Source organism: Pseudomonas sp. LBUM1658 (genome assembly GCF_059716055.1).
This window is the reverse complement of record NZ_CP166798.1, coordinates 3,327,358-3,351,102: the sequence shown is the minus strand read 5'-3', so window position 1 is coordinate 3,351,102 and position 23,745 is coordinate 3,327,358. Positions and strand designations below refer to the sequence as shown.

Genomic DNA, 23,745 nt, shown 5'->3' with positions numbered 1-23,745 from the left:
GAGTTGTACGGATGAAAATGTTTGGCAGGACTCTACTCACGCTGTCCTTATTGGGTGGGTCCTTTTTCAGCACGATCAGCACCTGCGCCCTGGCCAATGACCAGGTGCTGCGTGTCTATAACTGGTCGGACTATATTGCACCGGACACGGTGAAGAAATTCGAAGACGAAACCGGTATCCGCGTGGTCTACGACGTGTTCGACAGCAATGAAACCCTCGAGGCCAGGTTGCTCGCCGGCAAGTCGGGTTACGACATAGTCGTCCCCTCCAACAGCTTCCTGGCCAAGCAGATCAAGGCCGGGGTCTACCAGCCGCTGGACAAGTCAAAGCTGTCCAACTGGAAAAACCTCAACCCGACCCTGCTGAAAAACGCCTCCGCCAGCGACCCCGATAACGGCCACGCCTTCCCCTACATGTGGGGCTCGATCGGTATCGGCTTCAACCCGGGCAAGGTCAAGCAGGCCCTGGGCACCGACGCACCGGTGAATTCCTGGGACCTGCTGTTCAAACCCGAGAATGCGGCAAAACTGAAAGCCTGCGGCATCAGCTTCCTCGACTCGCCGACCGAAATGCTCCCGGCCGCCCTGCACTACCTGGGCTATCCGGTGAACACCCAGGACCCGCAGCAGATCGCCGAGGCCGAAGCGCTGTTCATGAAAATCCGCCCATCGGTGGCCTACTTCCATTCGTCCAAATACATCTCGGACCTGGCCAACGGCAACATCTGCGTCGCCGTCGGCTACTCCGGCGACGTACTGCAGGCCAAGGCCCGCGCCAAAGAAGCCGGCGACAGCGTGAAGATCAGCTACAGCATCCCGAAAGAAGGCGCCGGCAGCTTCTATGACATGGTCGCCATCCCCCGGGACGCGGCAAACGTCGAGAATGCCTACCTGTTCATGAACTTCCTGATGCGTCCCGACATCATGGCCGAGATCACCAACAACGTCGGCTACAGCAACGCCAACGCCGCGGCGACACCCTTGGTCGATGAAGCGATTCGTAACGACCCTGGCTCGTACCCGCCGCAAGAGGTGATGGCCACCCTCTATGCGGTCCCAGACCTGCCCATTGGCACCCAGCGCCTGATGACCCGTGGCTGGACCCGGGTAAAACTCGGCAAATAGACACCAGCGCGCCTGTCGGTGCGACACCCAATTCCGTTCACGCAGCGACTTACCAACGCGGCAGCCCCATGAACGGCTTCACCTGGCCTCCCTCGGTTAAGGTGACTCTTGGCGCCTTCGGGCGCTTTTTTTCTTTCAGCCCGCAAGCTTGAAGGCGTCAGTGATGCAGTACGCTGATCTAATCTACGCAGTGCATGACGGAGCAAAGATTTTTTACTGGTGAACCTTATTCCCCGATACCCGGTCGATACTTGCAACCTAAGCTATGTTTGCCGGTACCCGCGTCGACGGTGGTTACAGGTTGGCTGCAATTTTTGGAGAATGCCCCGATGATATCGACTCTACACATAGCCAGGCTTAAAGCATGGGGCGCCCATGGGTTTACCGCCACCGGCGTGGTCACCGCATTCCTGGCGACCATTGCCTTGTTCGAGGACCATCCCAAGGCCTGCCTGCTGTGGCTGGGGGTGGCGCTGATCGTCGATGGCGTCGACGGCTCGCTGGCGCGCAAGGTCAATGTCCAGACTGTCCTACCGGGTTTTGATGGCTCGGTGCTGGATCTGGTCATCGACTATCTGACCTATGTATTCATCCCCGCCCTGTTCATCTATTGGTATATCGAGCTGCCGGGCTACACGCCGCTGTTGACGGTATCGGTGATCCTGGTCTCTTCGCTGTTTTGCTTCTGCAACGTCAATATGAAGAGCAAGGACAACTACTTCCAGGGCTTCCCCGCCGCCTGGAATGTGGTCGCCCTGTGCCTCTTCATCATCTCCCCGCCGCCCTGGATCACTTTGCTGAGCATTATCGGGCTGGCGCTATTGACCGTGAGCCGGATGAAATTCCTCCACCCCTTCCGAGTCCGTCGGTTCATGCCGATCAACATCGCCGTGACCGCCGTCTGGTTGCTGTGCAGCCTGTCGCTGGTGCTCAACCATCCAGGCAAAGACCCGATGGTGATGGGGCTGTGGCTGGCGATGTCCGCGTATTTTCTGGGCATCTGCATCTGGCGCACTTCCCTGGAGTGGTTCGACAGGTTACGCGCACAATAAAGCGTTGCGGTTGGCGAGGACTTGGTGCCTCGCCAGGTTGGACATAACTGTCGTCGCCTGGCCCTATCTGTCAGGCCGCCTTCCCTGTAGGAGCGAGCTTGCTCGCGATAGACGTTAACGATAACGCGTGTGTTCTGAATAAACGCGCCGCCCTTAAGTCCATCGCGAGCAAGCTCGCTCCTACAGAGACCTTATTTCCTAAATTACTGGCATTAAGGCAAGCCCGCTCCAACAAGATAAAGATCAAAAGATCGCAGCTTTCGGCAACTACCACGGTCAACTTTTGTTCGGGGGAAGACCAACGGTCCTGCATCCAGTTAGGGATCTATCATGATTCTTGGCAGCACAACTCCCCTTTTCAAGCCGCCACATTGGAGAGTTTCACGGGTCGGTGTCTGAAAACTCCGTGAGAATCCATGTCGCAAGCGCCATATCACTCTGTTCCATACCACGGAAGCTCATCACGCCAAGCGCAACTTCCAGAAACGCACCTCGATGATCGCCATCACTGGCGACAAAGGCAGCCGCATCATCCCGGGCCCGCAGCAACACTTTAAGGTCTCGATCCTCGAACAGATCCGACGTGCCATCGGACGTCCACTGGGACACATATATGGACGGAAAAAACGTAAAGACAGTGCCGATGGTGGACAGCGCTTTCTCATCAGGAATAGCCGGACTGCCCAATGCCAATGAGTGATACGAACCGAAAAGCAGCATCAATATAAGAATGCTGCCATATCGAATTTTTCTTGTGCAGGCCATCAACGTCGATTTAAGACTATAGGCACATCGAAACTTCGGTGGAAGTGCTGCAATTTCACCTTGAAACGCCGTAAAAATTCTGCCGCCTGCATGTGACCACCAAATACAATTAATAGTTATTACGCTCAAAATACCCCCACTCTGCGTTGGTATTGGTTATCGGATCCGGGCGAGCGACAGATGAGCCGCCACAACCGACCAGCGCCGCGCTCAACAGCCAGATGAGGCAGTACTTAGGCTTCACCGAGCAATTCCCATAAGACTTTTTCTTCGGCGACCGTAATTTTGTCGGAGAGCAAGAAACGGGTGTGGCGACTCTGGACTCTCTGCGTTGGCATGATTTCGCCCTGCTCGAAACGGCGAATGGCGCCTCCTTCGAGGCGTGACAGCGACGGGTGGGCGATCCGGGCGGCCTGCCAATAACCCGTCTGCGTGCAGGCTTGGCCGCTGTTACAGATCGGCACGGGAAAGGTGGCCTTGAGGAAGGCGGATGAGCCTGGCATCGGTCGGCCAGTGGTCGGCTCGAGGACCTTGGCCTTTGCCAGTTGGTTGATTAGAGCCTCACTGGGTTTCTGTGGCGGGACATTGGCCTGACGCGCTTCCAGCCATTGGAGCTTGCCGTCCCATGGCGGAAGTTGGGCTGGTGGCAGCGGGAGGATCTCGTTGATCTCGGGGATTTTGGGGTGGGCGTAGGAGTAGTTCGCGAGCACCCTCCAGATCTTTTTATAACGTTCGGCGCGTTCGAGATCCTCCTGCTGGCCGAGGTAGTACAGTTCATCAGTGGACGGCGGCGCGCGAAAACCCTTCGACAACCGGGAAGCGGCACTTTCGTTGCCGGCAGCCACGCCCATCTGCAAGACCTCAATGGCTTCATTGTATTTTTTATCGTCCTGAAGATAGATCGACAGCATGACGGCGGCTCTGCCCTGTCCTTGCTCAGCGGCACATCTGCGCATCTGCCGGGCAACGCCTGGGGCGATTTTTTTGGGCGCCAGCTTGTCGCCTACGTAGTATTGCGCCTCGGCATTGCCTTGGTCGGCGGCTTTACGGTAGTAGCGCAGCGCCATTTCCGGGTCCTGCTGTAGCCCGGCCGAGCCCTGCTGCAGGAAGATCCCGACGAAGTAGTAGCCCGTCGCCACACCCGCCTCGATCAGTTGCTGACTCAGACGCAGGTGCTCCTCGCCACGGAGCTTGAAATGGCCGCGCATCGCACCGTTCTGTAGATTGATATTGGCTTTGTAATGGCCGTTCTCGCTGGCAATGCGATACAGCCTCTCGATCTGAGCATCGACGGCCTTGTCCTGCTTGAGCTGGTTGTTCTTCTGTAACCAGCGTGCGTATTGGAACAGGACATCGGCTTCGGCGGTGGCCGCAGGAATTTTTTCGTGTGCGCAGGTGAAAGCCAGACTGGCCTTAATCTCGGTGAGCGGGTTCACATGGGGGTCCTTCTTCGTATAGGTAAAGGCGCTGCGGCTATCGCAGGCGGCCAGCAGCAGGCATGACAGCAGGAGGATCCGGCGCATCAGTCGAGGTCCTTCAAGGTTGCCTTGTCATAATAAAATTCAACTAGAGGGGCGTCGGGCACCTCCTCGTCGTTCTGGAGTTTTTTGTTTTTGTCGATGATCTCCTGCCAAGCGATGAATGCCTCCGCCGGATCATCCTGCGCCCCCTTCCCTGCCGAATGCAGCCCCCACAACCGCCGCCGCAGCGCCTGGGTCACACTCATCCACTCATGGGCAATATTCAGCTCGCTGTCGACCTGCATGCTGCGGGTGTTGATGTTGGCCGATCCGAGGGTGGTGAACACGTCGTTGACGATCATCAGCTTGGAGTGGATGTACACCGGCATCCATGGCTTACCCGCCGGCGAGTCGGGGGCGACCAGCGAGCACACGTGAACTTTCAGGCCGGGAATGTCCTTGTCCGGGATAATGGTGCTGTCCTTGATCTGCTGGATTTGCTGATCAAGCTCGGCCTGCCATTCGGCCAGTTCCCTCTGCCCGGGACGGTCGCGGGGCTCGGGGCGTGGCCGGGGTGGTGCGTCTTGTTTCACTTGCTCGATGCGCCGTAACTTCGTCACCTCGGGAATGGTCTCGGCACGCCCGAGGCTTTCGAGCATGCGTTGAGTATTGACGGTGCCCGCCCCGATGCCGTCGTCGGTGGCATTGGTGATCACGAACAGGTGCAAGGCGCCATGCAGGCCGGGGTCGCGGCCTTTGCGGGTCTGGACGAGCGCCGCCTGCTTGATGGCCGCGGCCAGGGGTGGCCAGCGGAAATACTGGTTTTCAATGTAGATGAACTGGGTCGCGTTGTTGACGGCCTTCAGGTAGAGCTGCTCGATATCGCGCTTGCCCGCTTGCGGCTGGGTGCGCAATAGCTGGGCCAACTGCCGGGTGGCGCCGGGGGCGCATTGAAGCTGCAGCCCCACGTGCATGGCCTGACGCGATGCGAGCAGGTCCTCGCCGGTGTCCTTGCGCCAGGCGGTGGCGAAGTTGTGGTGCAGGTGTTCCAGGATCGGACCGCTGACCTGGCTGGAAATATCCTGGCGCGGCGTAAAACCACGCGCGCCGCAGTCGGGTGCAGGCTTGCTGTCTTCGGAACGATTTAGTGCCGAATGGCCGTCGGTGTCCCAGTATTCGTCGAGCATGTTGTGGCCCATGACGAAGCCGACGGCGCGGTCCGGCAGTTCGTAGTCGACCAGCACGCTCTTTTGGTGGTGGCTCGGTGACCACCACTGCACGTAACGCGTGCTTCTGCTGATTTCCGGATCGAGACTTTGGTTTTTCACCTGATCGGCAACGTTGTCCCTTTCAGCCTTGCTGAAGCCGCGACTGACAAACAGGGGAATGCGATCGGCGCTCCGCTGAGCCGCCTTATTGCCCGCGACCGAACAGTCGGCAAACCACTGCCGATCAGAGGCGTATTGCTCCTGGGTGGAACTCTGCAGCGCCCGATTCTTGATCCGCAGCGAGCCTTTGCCGGGCAGGTTGGCCTCGCCCACCGCGCCGGCGGCATTGAACGGATACTCCCAGCCCAGCACGCGAACCTTGACGCCTTCCCGAGCCTTGGCCTTGAGCAGCTCGCCGATGCTCAGGGCCTTGCCGTTGCGGATGAAGTACATCGACGGCTGGAAGCCCCAGCAGATGATGTCGATGGATTTCGTGGCCCCGGCGATGGCCAGGTGCACGGCTTTGAAGGCTTCTTCGCCGTTGATCAAGGGTTGATAGGTGGCTGCCACCGGATGGTATTCGGTATGGCAGACGAACCAGGGTGAGCTGCAGGTTGCCTCCTGAGTGTGCTGGAGGGCGACCGGCACCACGATATTGCACTGCGTCATTGGGTTTTCCCTTCCTTGTCGCTGAGTCCTTCCAGCACCGCTTCGTACAAAGCGCGGTGATCCGTGTGCGCCGTGGGCTGGTTTACCTCGGCGTTGGTGTGTGAGGGGTGGTTATGCAGACCACGATTGGCCAGGTGCGCCTGCTCGGCATTGCGGTAGTCGGTGGGCAGCGGAATCTGGTAGGTCACGCCGTTAGCCATCTCCAGCCGGTAGCCCCGGGTCATGACCTGGTGGTCGATCAGCAGTTGTCCGGTGTCGTCCAGCACGCCTTGTTTGAGCAGCGCGCCATCGGCATAAAGCGTGTAAGGCATACCCGCCCAGCCTTTGCTGGAGGCATTGGGGGCTTGCGGGACGTTGAGCCGCAGCCTTTGTTTGGACAGGTTCTGCGGATAATCCGGATGCGTGGCCGTCATGCTGGCCGGGCCCCGGGCCTCGAAATGCGCGGACTTGATACTGTAGTCACCCGCTGTACCCGATCCGATGCTGTGCGGATCGAGGGTGATGTAACTGCCGCCGGCGTTGAGGGTGATTTTCTTCTTGGCGGTGATGTGGATTTCGTCTTCGGTACTGGTGATCTCCAGGCCATGGCGGGCCAGCAGTTCCAGTTTGTCGTTCTGTGCTTGCACGCTCACCGGTCCCTGGTTGGCGATCAACTTGATGCCGAGCTTGCGCACGAACAGGCTCAAGCCCTGCCCTACCCCCATGAACAGGCGCTTGACCACGCTGATGTCGGCCTCGGCACCGGCGTTGAGCATCAGGTTGTGTTTCGCCGCCAGTTGCAGATGCTTGCCGCTGCTCAGGGCGATGCCCTTGGGTGCGCTCAGCAGTAGTACCGCAGCGTTGAGTTCTTTGAGCTGATCTCGCATCAACGTCAGTTGCGCCTGCACATCGGCCGGCTCGGCCTGGCTCGCCTGGGCATCGACCGAGAGCTTTTGCAGTTGGTCGCCAGCCTGTTGCAAGCGGTCCAAGGCGGCGCTCATGTCGAGCACCTGGCCTTGAGCCTTAGGCTGCGCGTCGGCACTGATGAACAGGCCTTTCCCGGCACGAATCGCCCCCCAGTCATCCGTCCGCAGTTCAAAACCTTCACCACGCTTCTGCTTCTGCGCATCCACCACATGCCCCAGGTTCAACTGACTCTTGCCGCCGTACTCGGTGCTGAGCTTGATGTGTTCCTGGCCGCGGTTGTCCTCCATGCGCAGTTTGTTGTTGGCCGGGGTGCGCAGCACATTGCGCTTGTAGTTTTTCAGGGTGACGGGATCGGGGTGCTGGCTGTCGTGCAAGGCGTGGGCGATGTAGGGGCGGTCCGGGTCGCCCTGTTCGAAGGCCACTGCCACTTCGGTGCCGGCGATCAGGGGCAGGTGCAGGCCGTGGGTGTCGCCGGCGTAGGGCCGGGCCAGGCGCAGCCAGGCGCTTTCCCGGCCGGGGCGGACCACTGATCGCGGTCGAACAGGAACTGCACCCGGTAGCGTCCTTGCAGGTCGATTTCGGCGTAGGGATCATGAGCCTTCGGGCTGCTGACCCGGGCCGGCAGGGTGCCGGCGATTTGCGGTTTGGCCGGCAGCGGCGGGCGGAAGCACACGCTTTCCGAGTAGGGAATGGCCTCGAAGCTGGCTTCGAAACTGGCATCGCGGGCGGCGCAGGTGCTCAGCCGGGTGATCACTGCTCCGGGGGCGAAGGCTTGCGGCGCGCCGCCGGAGATTTTCAGCACCTGGCCGGGGGCCAGGCTGGCGCTGCTGCTGGTCCCGCTGAGTCGGGTCTGGTCGTTGAGGTAACGCTCGTGGCGCAGCCGTGCGTAGAAGTAGCCGCTTTCGCTGTGCAGGTCTTCGTAGTGTTGGTAGCGGTCGCCGAGCACGCGGTAGGGTTCGGCGTAGTGGTAGGCCTCGCCGTAAGTGGTTTTCGCGCCGCGGCTGTGGTCGATGTCGCCGTGGAGCCAGGCGTTGGCGTCGTTGGAGTGGTAGGCACGGATGTTGACGTGCTGTTCCACCACCTGGTGGTGGGTCTGCAGCTGCCACACCCCGTCCTGGCCGCTGCTCAGCCCGGCGGGTGGACGGTGCGGCAGCTCGAGGTCGAACTGGTAGGCCCGCTGGTCGTCGTGGAATTCCACCACGTCGATGTTCAGGCGTTCGTCGCTGGTGAAGCGATACCAGATGCCGACCTCGGCCAGCAGCCGGGCGATAAAAGCCAGGTCGCTTTCGCCGTATTGCATGACCTGTTCGCGTTTGGGGTATTCACGGTGCAGGTCGAAGAAGAAATCCTGGCCGCGGAAGTCGTGGCGGCTGCGCAGGATCTGGTCGACGATCTCCGGCACCGACTGGTGCTGGTAGAGGCGAAATTGCCGGCCACGGCCGAGCAGTACCAGGCGCGGCTCGAGGGTGATTTCGTAGCGGGCTTCGTCGCGGGAGCCGGACAGCCGCTTGAAGCCGGTAATTACCCCGTGCAGCGTGCGCAGCGGCTGGATCTTGGACGGGCTCAGGCCGAGGAACGGCAGCTTTTGCGCCGCGGCGTGCAGGCTGAAACGGGCGTCCTTGCCGAGCAGCTGTTCGGCGGCCAGGTCCTGCTGGGGGCAGGTGAATTCCACGCTGTAGTGGAACGGCTGGCTCAGGCATTCTTCGCCGTGGAAGGTCAGGACGTCGAGCGCTGCCTCGACATTGCGGACCCAGAGTTGATGCCGGCTGTGGTCGAAGAAAGTGCGCAGTGGGCTGGACATGTTCAGGCCTCCTTGGCGGCGGGCGACGCCACCCCCGGTGTATTTAATGAAGTGGCTTCGTCGCTGGCATTTGCAGACGCGAAAAAAACCCGACCAAAACGCTGTCGAAGCTGTTCGGGTTAATAGTGATCGGGCTTCTTTCGGAGAATGAACTCTGTTCTTTTACATAGCCGCGCCACTACCAAAAGTTGCCGGCCACAGCATTCAATCCATTTTTAAATACATGGGCAAAGTATCTACAGACAGGGACTGGTTGCTTCCCTACAACCAACAATGAATCATCTTCAGCAACCGTTCCACCCCCTTAAGTCTCATCAGGAGCGTTCCTATATCCTTCGCCGAATCAGCCTACAATCGGCGGCTAGTTGAAGAGGATGGCGCACTATTTTCGCGGGATCGCAGGAAGCCTGGGTACCGGCGAACAAGTCCGAAAACATTAAGTGGCCGTAACCGCAGAAATGGATAGATACAACGACCAAAAGCCAAGATCAAAAGATCGCAGCCTTCGGCAGCTCCTACAGTGGGATTGGGTACATCCGCAAGAGATAGGCCGGCTGTCAGGCCGTCATCGTCGGAACTCCGCCCGGAGCAAGCTTGCTCCTACATCCAATGGCGCCCCTCAGTCCGAAAACAAATCAAACATCAACTGACGAAGCCAGCGGTTGGCCGGGTCCTTGTGATATTTGGCGTGCCAGAAAAGATTGATCGCAATCTCCGGCAGCGCCACTGGGTGCGGTAGCGACGTCAGACCGAAAGGTTCTTCGCAGCAGGCGGCGAAGCGCTCAGGTACGGTCGCCAGCAGGTCGGTGCGTTGAAGAATGTGCCCGACCGCGACGAAATGCGGGACCTCCAGACGTACCGAGCGCTCGATGCCTTCCCGTGTCATGAAGGCATCGACTTCACCATGGCCGGTGTTGGCCGAGATCACCCTGACATGTCCGTACGAGCAGAACCGCTCCAGCGTCAAAGGCTCGCGCGTGGCCGGATGGTCCTTGCGGCACAGACACACATAGCGGTGGTGGAACAGTCGACGCTGGAAAAACCCCGCCTGCAGATGCGGCAGCAAGCCGACGGCCAAATCTACCGTGCCGCTCTGCAGGTCCTCCCTGAGGCTCATGGGATTTTCCCGTACGGTGCTGATCCTGCATTTGGGCGCCTGACTGGCCAATGCATCCATCAGCCGGGGGGTGAAATAGATCTCGCCGATATCGGTCATCGCCAGGGTGAACACCCGCTCGCTGGTCGAAGGGTCGAAGCTGTCCTGCCGGTTCAAGGCATCGCGTAACGTATGCAGCGCAAGGGCGACGGGTTCGGCCAGTTGCTCGGCATAGGGCGTGGGCTGCATGCCCTGGTAAGTGCGCACGAACAGCTCGTCCTGCAAAGCCAGGCGCAAGCGTTTGAGAGCGTTGCTTACTGCGGGCTGGGTGAGGCCCAGATTGTCCGCGGCGGTGGAGACTCTTCGGTCCCGCAGGAGCTGGTTGAACACCACCAGCAGATTCAAATCCAGATCACGCAGTTCCATGGGAGCTCCAATGCTGGCGTCTTCCAATGAGTAATATTCACACTGGCAATAACCTGTATGGGTTTCGACGTATTTATTAATAGTACTCGACCCGCGATGATCGGTCGTACAAAAACAACGCGACCACAGGTACCACAATGAATAACAACAGCAGCTCAGCCTTGCGTATCGGGATTGTTGGCGGCGGTATTTCCGGTGTCGCGCTCGCCCTGGATCTTTGCCGTCATCGCCATCTCGACGTTCAATTGTTCGAATCCGCTCCAGCCTTCGGTGAGGTCGGCGCAGGTGTTTCCTTCGGCGCCAACGCGGTTCGCGCGATTGCCGGCCTGGGTCTGGCCGAACCCTATCGGCAGATAGCCGACCGTACGCCGGAGCCCTGGCAGGACGTGTGGTTCGAGTGGCGTCGAAGCACCGATGCCCACTACCTCGGTGCCAGCGTGGCGCCGGGGGTGGGTCAGTCCTCGGTACATCGAGCGGACTTTCTGGATGCGCTGGCGAGTCTCCTTCCCGCCGGCATTGCCTGCTTCAACAAGCGCGCGGGCGCCGTCGAACAGCACGCAGGCGAAGCTCGAGTGCTGTTCACCGATGGCAGCGACTATCGCTGCGACCTGCTGATCGGCGCGGATGGGATCAAGTCGGCGTTAAGAGGCCATGTTCTGGAGGGGCTGGGTGCGCCACCCGCCGCGCCTCGCTTCAGCGGCACCTGCGCCTATCGCGGCATGATCAACAGCCAGCACTTGAGGGAAGCCTACCGCGCCCGGGGCATCGATGAGCATCTGATCGATGTGCCGCAGATGTACCTCGGACTGGACGGCCATATCCTCACCTTCCCGGTCAAACAGGGTCGAATCATCAACGTGGTCGCCTTCGTTTCCGACCGCAGCGAGCCGGACCCGGTCTGGTCCAAGGACGCTCCCTGGGTCCGCGAAACCAGTCAGCGCGAGATGCTCGACGCCTTCGCGGGCTGGGGCGACGCCGCGCGAATCTTGCTCGAATGCATTCCCGCGCCATCCTGTTGGGCGCTGCACGATCTGGCCGAACTGCCGGGTTACGTCCACGGCCGGATCGCGCTCATTGGCGATGCCGCCCATGCCACGCTACCGCATCAGGGGGCCGGTGCCGGACAAGGACTGGAAGACGCGTTTTTCCTGGCACGGCTGCTCGGCGACCCACGGTTGAGCAACGACAATCTGCACGCGATGCTCGCGGCCTACGACACGCTGCGCCGTCCACGCGCCTGCCGCGTACAGCGAACCTCACGGGAAGCCGGTGAGCTGTACGAACTACGCGATCCGGATGTCGGTGCGAATGAACACGCCCTGTCCTCAACCCTGGAAAGCCGCTTCGACTGGCTGTGGAATCACGATCTGGACGCAGACGTTGTCCGGGCTCGCGAGCTGCTGGGCTGGGAAGCCCTGTGCAGCAGTCACTGAAGGGGGTGTGTTCATCCGGCAACTCGTGGATGTACACGATCGGCGTAGGAGCTGGCGAAGCCTGCGATCTTTTGGCGGTACTGCACATTGCCCGCAAGCAAAATCAAAAGATCGCAGCCTGCGGCAGCTCCTACAGCCCAGCGGCCGTCACCGGGACTCCGTCGCCTTAGTCCCAGGCGTTATAACAATGACAAGAAGAGCCAAGCCATGCGTACTATCGACGTAAACGCCCTGATCGACGGGGCCCGCTTCAATTCGTTTCATGGGCGCCTGCTGTTCTGGTGCGCGCTGATCATCGTCTTCGACGGCTATGACCTGGTGATCTATGGCGTGGTGCTGCCCGCCTTGATGCAGGACTGGGGTCTCACCGCCGTGGAGGCCGGACTCCTGGGCAGCTGCGCACTGTTCGGCATGATGCTCGGGGCACTGTTCTTCGGCCCGCTGTCGGACCGCATAGGACGGCGCAAGACCATCATGACCTGCGTGATCCTGTTCAGCGGGTTCACCGTGATCAACGCTTTCGCGCGGACTCCCACGGAATTTGCCCTCTGTCGCTTCATCGCCGGGCTCGGCATCGGCGGCGTGATGCCCAATGTGGTGGCCCTGATGAACGAATACGCGCCCAAGAAAATGCGCAGCACTCTGGTGGCGGTGATGTTCAGCGGCTATTCCATAGGCGGGATGCTGTCGGCAGGTCTGGGCATGCTGCTGATGCCGCGCTGGGGTTGGCAGGCAGTGTTCATCGTGGCCGTCGTTCCGCTGCTGGTCTTGCCGCTGCTGGTTCGCCAACTGCCGGAATCCCTCAACTTCCTGCTGCGTGCAGGCCATGTCGACAAAGCCCGGGGGCTGCTACAAAAGGCGGCTCCAGACTACCAGCCACGACCCGATGATCAGCTCGGCCTCGCCAAAGGCCAGGCGAGCCACGTCTCGATCCTGCAGTTGTTACAGGATGGCCGCAAACTGAACACGCTGATGCTGTGGCTGGCCTTCTTCTGCTGCCTGCTGATGGTCTACGCCCTCAGTTCCTGGCTACCGAAACTGATGCATACGGCTGGCTACGGTCTGAATTCGAGCCTCGCTTTTCTGCTGGTGCTGAACTTCGGCGCCATATTCGGCGCCATTGGTGGTGGCTGGCTCGGCGACCGTGTCGGCATCGAACGGGTGCTGCTGGGGTTCTTTGCCCTGGGCGCACTTTCGCTGAGCCTGCTGGCACTCAAGTCGCCGGTATGGGTGCTGTACCTGCTGATCGCCATTGCCGGTGCCAGCACTATCGGCACCCAGATCCTGGCCAACGCCTGCGCCGTCCAATTCTATCCAGCCCATATCCGCTCGACAGGCCTTGGCTGGGCGATGGGAATCGGCCGCATAGGCGCAATCATCGGCCCGCTGCTCGGCGGCGCCCTGCATGCGGCGCAATTGCCGCTGCAGGTCAGCTTCCTGACATTTGCCGCTCCCGGGGTGGTCGGGGTTCTGGCGATACTGGTGTTCCTATTGCACCCGCCAGGTCGGCCAGCGCTGATCCGCCCCGCAGCGGTACTACCTCTGGAATCGTCCTCCGTCAACGAAGCTCGGTGACTCCGTCCGGCCCCCGGCTAATCCGGGGGTTGTGCCAACTCCGTCGCCTTTTGGCTGAAACCATGCAAACGCCAAAAACAGATCCTGCCTATTCCGAAAAAACTCGCCAAGGGCAAATGGTTACTGGTAGGCCGACAAGCGTTCCGTTTTTGATCTTTGCGCAGTGTGAGATCGGACTCGACAACGACTAAGCTTTTGAGATTGACCCGCGTCTCCCAAGGAGGTTTCCGTGAGCGTCGCTCCCCTGTCCGAACTCGATGCCGCTCTACCCGGTCTGGCCCGCAAGATCCGTGTGCTCGATGCCTTGGCCTGGCCGGCTGGGATCGAAGAGGTATTCCTGGCGCAATGGCGCGCCGGGCATGCCGAACTGCCCAAGGTCGAGCTGCGCCCGCGCGAGCACAGCGCCGACATCGCCGCCCTGGAAGCATTTATCGGCCGTTGCGATGAGGGGCATCCGGCCGGGCGCTACCTCGCCATGACAGCGCGCAGCTACGCGACGGCCGGGCGTATGCTGGGTGCCATCGGCACACCCGACTTCACCCAGTATTCTTCAGCGCTTTACCGACGCCCGGACTTCTACTACCCACGCCTGAAACTGAGCATGCTGGACGCGGCCCACTTCTTCCTCAAGACCACCGACGCCCTTCTGGGTGGTGCCCGGATTCCACCGAGCCAGGCCGAGATCCCGGCCGAGGCCTTCGCCGCCTGGATGCAGCCGGAACTGGATCGTTTCTTCGGCCCCGGGCGGATCACGGTGGTGCTCGAGCCGACCCTGGCCGCCAAGGCCATCGCCGGGGCGAGCCGCATCCGCCTGCGTGCCAGCGCCCTGTTCTCTGAACTGGACAAGAACCAGCTATTGCAACATGAGGCCTTCGTGCATGTCGCCACGGCACAAAATGGCGCGCTCCAACCCAACCTGAAAAGCCTTGGCCTGGGTGCACCACGCACGACCCAGACTCAGGAGGGCATCGCCACTCTGGCCGAGCTGTTCACCGGCAGCATGGACATCAACCGCCTGCGCCGCCTCGCCCTGCGCGTGCTCGCGGTCCAGCAGGCGCTGGATGGCGCCGATTTCATCCAGGTCTTCGAAAGTTTTCTCGCTGCCGGTCAGTCCCAGGAGGAGTCCTTCCGCTCGACTCAACGGGTTTTCCGCGGAGCCGACCTGCGCGGCGGTTCGGCATTCACCAAGGATGCCGCCTACCTGACCGGTTTGCTCGGCGTCCATACCCTGCTGCGCATCGCGATCCGCGACAACCGGCCGGAACTGGTGGCCTATCTGTTCGCCGGGCGCCTCAGCCTGGGTGATACCGTACGCCTGGCCCCACTCTTCGAGTCCGGCTGGCTGCAGGGGCCGGTCCATCTTCCGGCTTGGGCCGCCGATCTGCGTCGGCTCGCCGCCAACCTGGCTTTCTCTGCCTTTATCGCCCGGATCAAGCTGGATGTGCTCGATCTGGAGGTGCTCATGGCCTTCGCAGACGAGCATGAAGCCGATGCCAGCGCCTGAGCCTGAATTAACCTGATTCTGTCCTTCGACACCCCCACCTACCCGATCGGGTTATGGCGCGATTGTCGGCTCTGCTTGAGAGTGAGCGCAGCAGCTCGAACCGGGCCCGACAATAACCACAAGGTGGGACTGATATGCGCAAAATCCTCGCAGCAGTACTCAGCGCGGCACTGGCCGCACTCCCTGCGCTCAGCCATGGCACGGAGACAGCCGGCAATACCCTGCGGCTGTACAACTGGTCGGACTACATCGGCGAGCACACCATCGCCAACTTCGAAAAGGCCACCGGCATCAAGGTGACCTACGACACCTTCGACTCTTACGAAACCGTCCAGGGCAAGCTGCTGCCGGGGCGTTCCGGCTACGACCTGGTGGTGCTCAACGCCTCACTGGTGCCCCTGCTGATCAAGGCCAAGGTGTTCCAGCCACTGGACAAGACACAGCTACCCAGCTGGCGAAATCTAGACCCGCAAGTGCTCAAGAGCCTGGAAAACTACGACCCCGGCGTGACCTATTCGGCGCCCTACACCTGGGGCAGCAACGGCGTGACCTACAACGTCGACAAGATCAAGGAACGCATGCCGGATGCGCCCATCGGTTCGCTGGCGATGATCTTCGACCCGAAAGTCGTTGCGCGCTTCGCCGACTGTGGGGTGACCCTGCTCGATTCGCCAACCGACATTATCCCGCTGGCACTGACCTACCTCGGCCGTGACCCCAACAGCGCCGATCCGCAAGACCTCAAGGCCGCTCAAGAAGTGCTGATGGCGGTGCGTCCGTACATTCGCAAATTCGACTCGACCAGTTACCTGAACGGTCTGGCCAATGGTGATCTGTGCCTGTCCACCACCTGGTCCGGCGACTATGCCACCGCCCAGGCCCGCGCCGCAGAAGCCGGAGCGAAGACCCGGCTCGACTACTTCATTCCCAAGGAAGGTTCGCTGATATGGTTCGATGATTTCTACATTCCGGTCGACGCACCCAACGTCGCCAATGCCCACCGCTTCATCGAGTACCTGTTGCAGCCGCAGGTTATCGCCGAGGTCAGCGACTACATCCGTTATGCCAACAGCAACAAGGCGGCGACCGCACTGGTCAGCGCCGAGGTTCGCGACAACCCGGCGATCTACCCGGACGCGCAAACCCTGCAGCGCTTGTTCACCCAGAAGACTCAACCCCAGGCCAGCGTGCGCTTGATCACCCGCACCTGGAACACGGTGAAGACCGGTAAATGATGCCGCCCCCTGCCCCGCCAGATATCCACCCTACAGTGATGCCGAAGGTGAAGCTTATGCCAACTCAATCTCCAGCGTTCTTCGCGCAATTGGACCAGGACCAACTGGTCGCCGCCGACAAAGCCCATTACATGCACGGCTTCCACATGTTCGACGAACACCGTGAGCAAGGCTCGTTGAACATTGCCGCAGGCGATGGCGCCTATATCTACGACACTGCCGGCACTCGCTACCTCGACGCCGTCGGCGGCATGTGGTGTACCAATATCGGCCTGGGTCGCGAGGAAATGGCCGAGGCCATCGCCAATCAGGTACGCCAGCTGGCCTACTCCAACCCGTTCTGCGACATGGCCAACGTCAGTGCCATCCAGCTCTGCGAGAAGCTCGCCAGCCTGGCCCCCGGCGATCTCGACCATGTGTTCCTCACCACCGGTGGTTCGACGGCGGTGGACACCGCCTATCGACTGGTCCAGTTCTACCAGAACAGCCGAGGCAAACACCAAAAGAAACACGTCATCTCGCGGCTCAACGCCTATCACGGCTCGACCTTCCTGACCATGTCGATCGGCAACAAGGCCGCTGACCGCGCGCCTGAATTCGACTTTATGAGCGATCTGTTCCATCACGTCTCCTGCCCCAACTACTACCGGGCGCCGAACGGCATGAGTGAAGCGGACTTCCTCGACTTCCTGGTCAATGAGTTCGAAGACAAGATCCTCACCATCGGCGCCGAGAATGTCGCGGCGTTCTTTGCCGAGCCGGTCATGGGCTCGGGCGGCGTGATCATCCCGCCAGAGGGTTATCACCGGCGGATGTGGGAAGTCTGCCAGCGCTACGACATGCTGTATGTCGCCGACGAAGTAGTGACCTCGTTCGGGCGTCTGGGCAGTTTCTTCGCCTCCAAAGAAGTGTTCGGTATGCAACCGGACATTATCACCACCGCCAAGGGCCTGACCTCGGGCTACCTGCCGCTGGGCGCCTGCATTTTCTCCGAGGGTATCTGGCAGGTGATCGCCGAGCCGGGCAAAGGCCGCTGCTTCACCCATGGCTTTACCTACAGCGGGCATCCGGTGAGCTGTATTGCGGCACTGAAGAACATTGAAATCATCGAGCGGGAAAACCTCCTGGCTCACGTCGAGGAGGTCGGCAGCTATCTGGAGCAGCGCCTGCAGACCCTGGCCCACCTGCCGCTGGTGGGCAACGTGCGCTGCAAACGGCTGATGGCCTGCATCGAGTTCGTCGCCGACAAACAGACCAAGGCACTGTTCCCGGAGGCGCTGAACATCGGTGAGAAAATCCACCTGCGGGCGCAAGCCAAGGGTTTACTGGTGCGGCCGATCGGCCACCTGAATGTAATGTCGCCACCCCTGATCATCACCCACGCACAGATCGACGAAGTGGTCCGGACCCTGGGCGAATGCATCCTGGAGACTGCCGATGAACTCCAGCGCAGCGGCCAGTACCAGGGCCAATGAATAGCCCGCAATACGGGGCTGAAAAACCTGCCCCACGGCTTCTCGGCATTTTGCCTGCAAGGTGCCCGGCGAGTAGACTGCCGGGCATGACCGAGTCCCTGAAAAATACTCCCGGCGCTCCCTCGTTCCAGGCCTTGCAGACCTGGAACGAGGGACTGGCCAAAGCCTTCATGGCGCTGGACGACAGCGTCTTTCTCGAAGCGTTGGCAGCCGCCCTCAACGGTTTGACGCCCATCGAGTCGATGATGATCAGCCTCGAACGCAAAGGCCTTCCCCCGCAGTTGCTGCATCAACGGGGTATCCCGGGCGATCACCGCGACGACATCATCAACCGCTACTTCTCCCGTGGTTACCTGCTGGACCCGTTCTGCCTGGCGGTGGAAAACGGCCTTGCCGAAGGCTTCTACCACCTCTCGGAAATTGCCCCGGATGACTTTTTCAGCAGCGAGTACTACAAGACTTACTACCTCAAGAGCGGCGCCGTGGAAGACTGCTACTACATCGTCGATCTCGACCCGCAGAGCAAGATTTCATTGTCGATGTTCCAGGGCCTGAGCACCACGCCCTTCAGCGCCGAACAACTGGCACTGATGCGCGCCGTAGAGCCCATGGTCCGCGAGCTGCTGCGCCGTTTCGGCACCAGCGGCGGCCTGCGGCAGCTGTTTACCGAGATTGACCGCAACACCCTGCCCGCGACGCCCCAATCCAGCCTCAATCAACAGATCGAAGCCGCCTTCATGAATTTCGGCAGCCCGCTGCTGACCGTGCGCGAACGGGAAATCGCCCACCTGATCCTGCGTGGCCACTCGGTAAAATCCACCGCACGGGTGCTGAATATCTCCCCGGAAACCGTGCGCATGCACCGCAAGAACCTCTACACCAAACTTGAAATCAGCTCCCAGGCGGAATTGTTCGCGTTGTTTATCGATTGGTTGACACACAGCCGGGACAACCGGGTGGTCTGACACGATCGGTTGCGGGCATCGCGCAGATCATTCTGCCGATCACGGTCGGCGTAGGAGCTGGCGCAGCCTGCGATCTTTTGGCGGTTCTGCAGATTGCCGGGAATCAAGATCAAAAGATCGCAGCCTGCGGCAGCTCCTACGGGGGATTGTGTATTCGGCAGATCTATGCCGAACACGGTCATCGCGGGCATCGCGCAGACCTTTCTGCCAAACACGGGGGATTGTGTGAATCCGGCAGGTCTTTGGCGAAGAACGACCGTTGGTCATTCGCACCACACCTGACACTCGGGCATTGGACAATGTTAGCCAACGACGCAAAGCGGGAGTCACGCCATGATCGCCAGGAAAACCAGCGCGCTGATGCTGTCCGGGCTGCTTTCAGCAATCTGTATTTCAATCTGTGCGGGAGTTGAGGCTGTCGCACCAAGCGCCTCCAGCGGCAACCGCCCCGCTGCCAGTGGCTCGGTCATGCCACCAGCAACCCATCTGAACCCGACGTGGGGTACGGCTGCGGACCCTGACGACAGCCGTCGCACGGGTACCTCCAGCAACCCCAGGTCCTCCAACAGCGGTGTCGACTCAATGCGCAATGGCACCGGCACTTCCACCGGACCCGGCACAGGCGGGGGCACGGGCGGTGCAGGTGGTGGAACCGGCAGGGCTGGGGGCGGAGTTGGCGGGTAACTGAGGCAGCAGCAAAATGAGCCGCGAAAGAATAATCGGGGTTGTTCGAGGTCAGGCTTCGGGATCTTCCAGCCGAGTGCTGATCGCTTCTTCAAGCGCCTGGGAATGGGCGGTGTCCGCCAGCGCCTTGAGCTCCACCCAGCCTGGTGCGTCGATCACATCAGCCTTGAGTAGCTGTTCGGCCAGGTTCAACAGTGCAGTGTGATACGCATCCGGTGAATCGGTGCGATAGGTGGTGTCGTCAAGCAACTCATACCAGGCTTGCAGCGTCTTTTCGTCGCTCATCGCTGATCCTCACCACTTCTACATTTCCGGTTGCTTCGCCCAGGGCTTCAAGAAGCTCTTGGGTATGGTTTATCGACTCGCGTATTTCGTCGAACGCGTGATCCAGTGCCTGTCCGCCATCCTTTGCCGGCCCTCCGCTCAGGGTGCGTCGAATGACCAGTTCATCGTGCTTGAATTCGCACACATGGGCGCGCAACGCCATGAGCCGCAGGGATAATTGTGAAAGATGGTGGCGACGTCGTTGAACCATGTTGGTGCTCCTGACGAAAGTCTCTAGATATTGAGAGTTATTTTGCCATCAGACGTTCAGTATCACGGACCAAAGGTGTCAGCCATCAAGCACGGTCTGCCTCATAGGCGATGATCGAGATCTTGCCGTTGCGCTCGATAATCGCAAATTTGATCTGCTCAATAGTTTCCAGACCCTGACTGGAGCGGGCCGCTTCGAGAATATCGGATTCGACCAATCGCGCTTTGTACAGGCGCTTGCGCAGTAACTGGCCGTTCTCGACAACAATCGTCGGTTCTCCATCAATCAGTCGCGAGGTCCGGGGCGAACGTTGCTTGAGCAACGACAGACCGACATCAATCGCGATCAGCGTAATGATCACCAACAACGCATTGGTCAACGAAAAGTCATCGCCCAGCAATGCTTGCTGCGTTGCCTCGCCGATGATCAGCAGCAGGAGGAAATCGAAGGTGGTCAGCTCGGCCAGTGAGCGACGCCCGGCAATCTTGAACAGCACCATCAGCGCGAGATAGATAGCGACAGCCCGCCATACCGAATCCATAGGTCACCTAAGGGTAAATGAACTGATCGAGGTCAAGCGGCTCGGCACCCGCAGCCAGCACACGAGTGTGGTAGAAGCCCAGACCGTCACTGCGCAGGGTCAGGTAAATCCTTGCAAGGCCCCCTGCGTCGGTCTTCAGCAAGAACTTTATCCCCTGCCCGGCGCTGCTTGAGCGCAATGGCTGTGGCTGCAGTGTTTCAATACTGAAACCCTGAAATACATTACCCCCCAGTTCGAGCTCGATCGGTGTGTCGGGTGGCGCCTTGACCTGGATGATCATCGGGCTGGTCGAACCATTGCGATGGAACAACTCGTATTGCACGCTGATGCGCCCGTCAGCACTCAGGGTCTGCCGCGAACTGAGCGGCCCTCTGGAAAACAGTCCGAGTAAAGCCAGCATCACCACCAGCAGCATCAAGTACCAACCCCAACGCTCCAAACGCCAGACCTTGAGCTGAAACTTCATGTCTTCCCGGATCGGATACTCACGGCTGTGAAAATCGTCATGCTGTGGCTTTTCCATCATCAGCCCCCGCCCTTATCCGCGTTCGCCGTTGAGCGCCAAACGGTGAAAAACCGGCAGTTGGTCCAGGACATGCTCAGAGGCCCACAACTGAACCTCTTCCCGGGAACCGAAAAAACGCCGTGTGCGGGTAAATACCGCGCTCTCGCCACTCAGGGCGAAGGCCCAGGCGAAACAGACGGTTCCGGCCGCGATGCCATCGACGTCGTCCGGGCCGAGAATGCCGGTGGTAGCCACCGCTACGGTGGCCGTGCTGTCGCGCAGGGCTCCAAGGGCCATTTCCCGTGCGACCTCACAACTGGTCAGATTGAAGGTAGCGATGGTCGCGGGATTGACGCCGAGCAAGCGCTGCTTGGCTGCTGGCGAATAGACCACATAACCACTTTCGATCAGGTCGCCGCTGCCCGGTACCTCGGCCAGCAAGGTGACGATTTTTCCGGCGGTACAAGATTCCGCGGTAGTCAATACCAGGGAATGCTCGCGCAGGTATTCAACGACTGCTTCTGCACAGGTCATAAGTGCTGGCCCCTGTCACAAGATTGAGATCCTGAAGGGTTGACCGCTGACTGAGGTATTCATTCAGTCGCAAAACCTTGGGTCCTGCTGGCGCTGATCCCGGCGGTGTGACTGTTCTGGTTCAACGTGCTGACACCCGAGTATCTGCGTACGCCTATGGGTTAGCCGCGCAATAACAATTGATCGACCACCCGCGCCAGCGCGGCCGAAGTCAACAGCCCGGCAGACTGTGCCTGGTCGAAGCAGTGCAATTGCCGATCGGCGCTGCTGCCCTCCTCCAGGATCTGTCGGGCCTGATCGAACACCCGGGTCTCACCCAGTTGCTCGGCGGTGGCGAGAAAGGTTTCCTGCGCCCAATCCAGCCATTGCCCGGCCGACAGCATTAGCGAACTTCCCTCGCGAATAAAGTGGCCATGAATGCCAAACCGTTTGGCGCGCCAGCGGTTTTCCTTGAGGATCCATTGCGAAGTCTGGCTATAGCCCGCCCCCGGTCGCGGCGTGGCAATGGCCTGGCCGACCATGATCCGGAACAGCGAGGCGATGCATAAGGCATCACTCAGCCGCGGACAGGCATCGGTCATGCGCAGCTCAAGCGTCGGATAACGTGCCGCAGGCCGCAGGCCCCACCAGCATTCCCCTGGAGTGCTGATCGAGCCGGTTTGCAGCAATAGCTGCAGGTAGTCACGGTAAGCCTGTTCATTCTCGAAGTATTCCGGCACCCCCATTCGCGGCCACTCGTCGCACGCCACCTGGCGATAACTCATGAATCCGCTCGGGGCACCGTCCCAGAACGGCGAAGAGCTGCTCAACGCCAACAACAGTGGCAACCAGGGCAGCACCTGGTTCATCACGCAGATACGGTCGAGCCGGTCCGGCACCTCGACATGCACGTGCAGGCCGCACAGCACGCTGCGTTGCGCCACAAGCTGGAAATCCCTGAACAGCTTGCGGAAATGCTCCTGGTCGGTGGCCTGTTGCAAGCGCCAGTCCGCCAGCGGATGGCTGCCGGCACAGAGCAGGCCCAAGTCGTTGTTTTCAAGAATCTGCACCAGGCTGCCGCGAGCGTTCGTCAGATACTCGTTGGCCTGGGACAGATCGGTAAAGACCGGTGACGCGACCTCGATCTGACCCTGGAACATCTCGAAGGCGAAATGGCTGCCCAGCGCCGTCTGGCACTCGGCAATCAGCTGCCGGGGCGGCTGGCTGAGCATGGTGCGCGTCGCCAGATCGGTGATGAGGTATTCCTCTTCGATCCCGAAGTTCAAGGTCATGGTCATAACCGCCTGCGCAGATTCAAAGGCTGCGCGTCACGATCAACGCGACCACGGCAATCCGTTCCACCCGCTGGTAGCCGGGCGTCAACAGTTCCTCGCCGAACACGTCCGGATCCAGCTCGCGGTAAGTCCAGGCATGGACCGCTGACGCCAGCCGGGGGCGCAAGGCTTCGAGAAAAGGATCGCGGCCCTCGACCATGGCCACTCCGGTGTACAGCACCAGGGACCCGCCCGGCGCCAGGCGCGGCAATGCCTCTTCGACAATCCGCAACGACAGCTCCGCGCCGAGGGCACCGCCGCCATGACGATAGGCCCGCTGCGCCGGATCCTGCATATAGGGCGGATTGGCAACGATCAGGTCGAATTCGCCGTCCACGCCGTCCAGTACGTCACTGGCACTGATACTGACATTTGCTACATCGGCCAATGCCGCGTTGACGGCGGTCATGCGCAACGCCAGCGGGTTGATATCCACCGCCAGCACCTGGGCGTCGCGACGGGCCCGGCCAATCAGGATGGCGCCAACGCCGGCCCCGCAACCGATATCGACGGCCCGGCGGATGGCGCCGTAGTCATGTTGCAGGTGCGATCTGATCAGCTGCGCAAAACGGTAGCTGTCCGGGCCGAAAAACACTGCATCGCTGGCGGTGGTCGGGAAGCCCGAGTGCACGAACAGCAGATCTTCCAGGCTCGACCAGCGCACGCTGCTGTGCATCAGCCCATCGCGCGGTTCGACAATACCGGCCTGTTGCATCTGCTGCAGTTCGGCGCCCGACAACAGTCCGGGGGCAAACGGTCGCGACCAGCCAAAGACATCGCGCAGGGATTTCGCCCGTTGATTGGCGGCTCGCCCATTGACCCGCTGGTGGGTCAGCGGTGTGCCGGTGATGAAGTGATAGCCGTCCGCTTGCAAGCGGCGGCCCAGGTGCAACAGCGCCAGGTCGGCGCTGCACAGTGGTGCTGGCTGATCCATGCAGA

General features: G+C 60.6%; 20 protein-coding genes and 1 pseudogene. 8 read left to right on the top strand and 13 right to left on the bottom strand.

What is annotated here, in order from left to right:
* Positions 1 to 11 precede the first annotated feature (11 nt).
* Both ACA064_RS15395 and pcsA read left to right on the top strand, forming a co-directional pair.
* Entirely contained in the window at positions 12 to 1,124 is a 1,113-nt protein-coding gene (locus ACA064_RS15395; protein WP_497674118.1) for a polyamine ABC transporter substrate-binding protein, read from the top strand.
* A 329-nt stretch (positions 1,125 to 1,453) separates the two neighbouring features.
* Positions 1,454 to 2,176 carry a phosphatidylcholine synthase gene (pcsA, locus tag ACA064_RS15390; RefSeq protein WP_497674117.1) on the top strand — a complete coding sequence of 241 codons (723 nt, stop codon included), beginning with the start codon at positions 1,454 to 1,456 and terminating at the stop codon, positions 2,174 to 2,176.
* 381 nt (positions 2,177 to 2,557) lie between these two features.
* On the opposite strand, the gene ACA064_RS15385 is transcribed toward pcsA, so the two are convergent.
* From ACA064_RS15385 to ACA064_RS15365, 5 genes and pseudogenes are all read right to left on the bottom strand, one after another.
* A complete protein-coding gene (locus tag ACA064_RS15385) occupies positions 2,558 to 3,070 on the bottom strand; it encodes a DUF2388 domain-containing protein (protein ID WP_497674116.1) in 513 nt (170 codons plus the stop codon).
* Between the two features lie 104 nt (positions 3,071 to 3,174).
* Positions 3,175 to 4,464 carry an SEL1-like repeat protein gene (locus ACA064_RS15380; RefSeq protein ID WP_497674115.1) on the bottom strand — a complete coding sequence of 430 codons (1,290 nt, stop codon included), beginning with the start codon at positions 4,462 to 4,464 and terminating at the stop codon, positions 3,175 to 3,177.
* Positions 4,464 to 6,278 carry a phospholipase D-like domain-containing protein gene (locus tag ACA064_RS15375; protein ID WP_497674114.1) on the bottom strand — a complete coding sequence of 605 codons (1,815 nt, stop codon included), beginning with the start codon at positions 6,276 to 6,278 and terminating at the stop codon, positions 4,464 to 4,466. The genes ACA064_RS15380 and ACA064_RS15375 overlap by 1 nt, the downstream gene beginning before the upstream one ends.
* Positions 6,275 to 8,985: pseudogene (locus ACA064_RS15370) on the bottom strand (type VI secretion system Vgr family protein). Before ACA064_RS15370 ends, ACA064_RS15375 begins: the two are co-directional and overlap by 4 nt.
* A gap of 619 nt (positions 8,986 to 9,604) precedes the next feature.
* Entirely contained in the window at positions 9,605 to 10,507 is a 903-nt protein-coding gene (locus tag ACA064_RS15365; RefSeq protein ID WP_497674113.1) for a LysR family transcriptional regulator, read from the bottom strand.
* 137 nt (positions 10,508 to 10,644) lie between these two features.
* Here ACA064_RS15365 and salA point away from each other — a divergent pair, with 137 nt between their 5' ends.
* The 6 genes from salA to ACA064_RS15335 all read left to right on the top strand — a co-directional run bounded on the left by salA (position 10,645) and on the right by ACA064_RS15335 (position 18,694).
* Positions 10,645 to 11,940, top strand: a complete 1,296-nt coding sequence (gene salA / locus ACA064_RS15360; protein WP_497674112.1) for a salicylate 1-monooxygenase — start codon at positions 10,645 to 10,647, stop codon at positions 11,938 to 11,940.
* Between the two features lie 207 nt (positions 11,941 to 12,147).
* Positions 12,148 to 13,515: an MFS transporter gene (locus ACA064_RS15355; protein ID WP_497674111.1), complete on the top strand. Its 1,368-nt coding sequence runs from the start codon at positions 12,148 to 12,150 to the stop codon at positions 13,513 to 13,515.
* A 229-nt stretch (positions 13,516 to 13,744) separates the two neighbouring features.
* On the top strand, positions 13,745 to 15,019 hold the full coding sequence (locus tag ACA064_RS15350) for a peptidase MATCAP family protein (protein WP_497674110.1): 1,275 nt from the start codon (positions 13,745 to 13,747) through the stop codon (positions 15,017 to 15,019).
* 134 nt (positions 15,020 to 15,153) lie between these two features.
* Complete coding sequence (locus ACA064_RS15345; RefSeq protein WP_497674109.1) at positions 15,154 to 16,254, top strand: polyamine ABC transporter substrate-binding protein; 1,101 nt, start codon at positions 15,154 to 15,156, stop codon at positions 16,252 to 16,254.
* Positions 16,255 to 16,310: 56 nt separating this feature from the next.
* Positions 16,311 to 17,729, top strand: coding sequence for an aminotransferase (locus ACA064_RS15340; protein WP_497674108.1), 1,419 nt, complete (start codon positions 16,311 to 16,313; stop codon positions 17,727 to 17,729).
* Between the two features lie 86 nt (positions 17,730 to 17,815).
* The gene (locus ACA064_RS15335) at positions 17,816 to 18,694 is read left to right on the top strand and encodes a LuxR C-terminal-related transcriptional regulator (RefSeq protein WP_497674107.1); all 879 of its coding nucleotides are present in this window, start codon (positions 17,816 to 17,818) and stop codon (positions 18,692 to 18,694) included.
* Between the two features lie 326 nt (positions 18,695 to 19,020).
* On the opposite strand, the gene ACA064_RS15330 is transcribed toward ACA064_RS15335, so the two are convergent.
* The 8 genes from ACA064_RS15330 to ACA064_RS15295 form a co-directional block, all read right to left on the bottom strand.
* Positions 19,021 to 19,164, bottom strand: a complete 144-nt coding sequence (locus ACA064_RS15330) for a hypothetical protein (protein WP_497674106.1) — start codon at positions 19,162 to 19,164, stop codon at positions 19,021 to 19,023.
* 265 nt (positions 19,165 to 19,429) lie between these two features.
* A complete protein-coding gene (locus ACA064_RS15325) occupies positions 19,430 to 19,663 on the bottom strand; it encodes a hypothetical protein (RefSeq protein ID WP_497674105.1) in 234 nt (77 codons plus the stop codon).
* Positions 19,629 to 19,913 (bottom strand): hypothetical protein, encoded by a 285-nt coding sequence (locus tag ACA064_RS15320; RefSeq protein ID WP_497674104.1) that lies wholly within the window; start codon positions 19,911 to 19,913, stop codon positions 19,629 to 19,631. The genes ACA064_RS15325 and ACA064_RS15320 overlap by 35 nt, the downstream gene beginning before the upstream one ends.
* Positions 19,914 to 19,998: 85 nt before the next feature.
* The gene (locus tag ACA064_RS15315) at positions 19,999 to 20,454 is read right to left on the bottom strand and encodes a DUF421 domain-containing protein (protein WP_497674103.1); all 456 of its coding nucleotides are present in this window, start codon (positions 20,452 to 20,454) and stop codon (positions 19,999 to 20,001) included.
* Positions 20,455 to 20,461: 7 nt separating this feature from the next.
* On the bottom strand, positions 20,462 to 20,980 hold the full coding sequence (locus ACA064_RS15310) for a hypothetical protein (protein ID WP_497674102.1): 519 nt from the start codon (positions 20,978 to 20,980) through the stop codon (positions 20,462 to 20,464).
* 12 nt (positions 20,981 to 20,992) lie between these two features.
* Positions 20,993 to 21,493, bottom strand: a complete 501-nt coding sequence (locus ACA064_RS15305; protein WP_497674101.1) for a CinA family protein — start codon at positions 21,491 to 21,493, stop codon at positions 20,993 to 20,995.
* Positions 21,494 to 21,654: 161 nt separating this feature from the next.
* Entirely contained in the window at positions 21,655 to 22,770 is a 1,116-nt protein-coding gene (locus tag ACA064_RS15300; RefSeq protein WP_497674100.1) for a carboxylate-amine ligase, read from the bottom strand.
* 16 nt (positions 22,771 to 22,786) lie between these two features.
* A complete protein-coding gene (locus ACA064_RS15295; protein ID WP_497674099.1) occupies positions 22,787 to 23,740 on the bottom strand; it encodes a methyltransferase in 954 nt (317 codons plus the stop codon).
* Between the last annotated feature and the right edge of the window lie 5 nt (positions 23,741 to 23,745).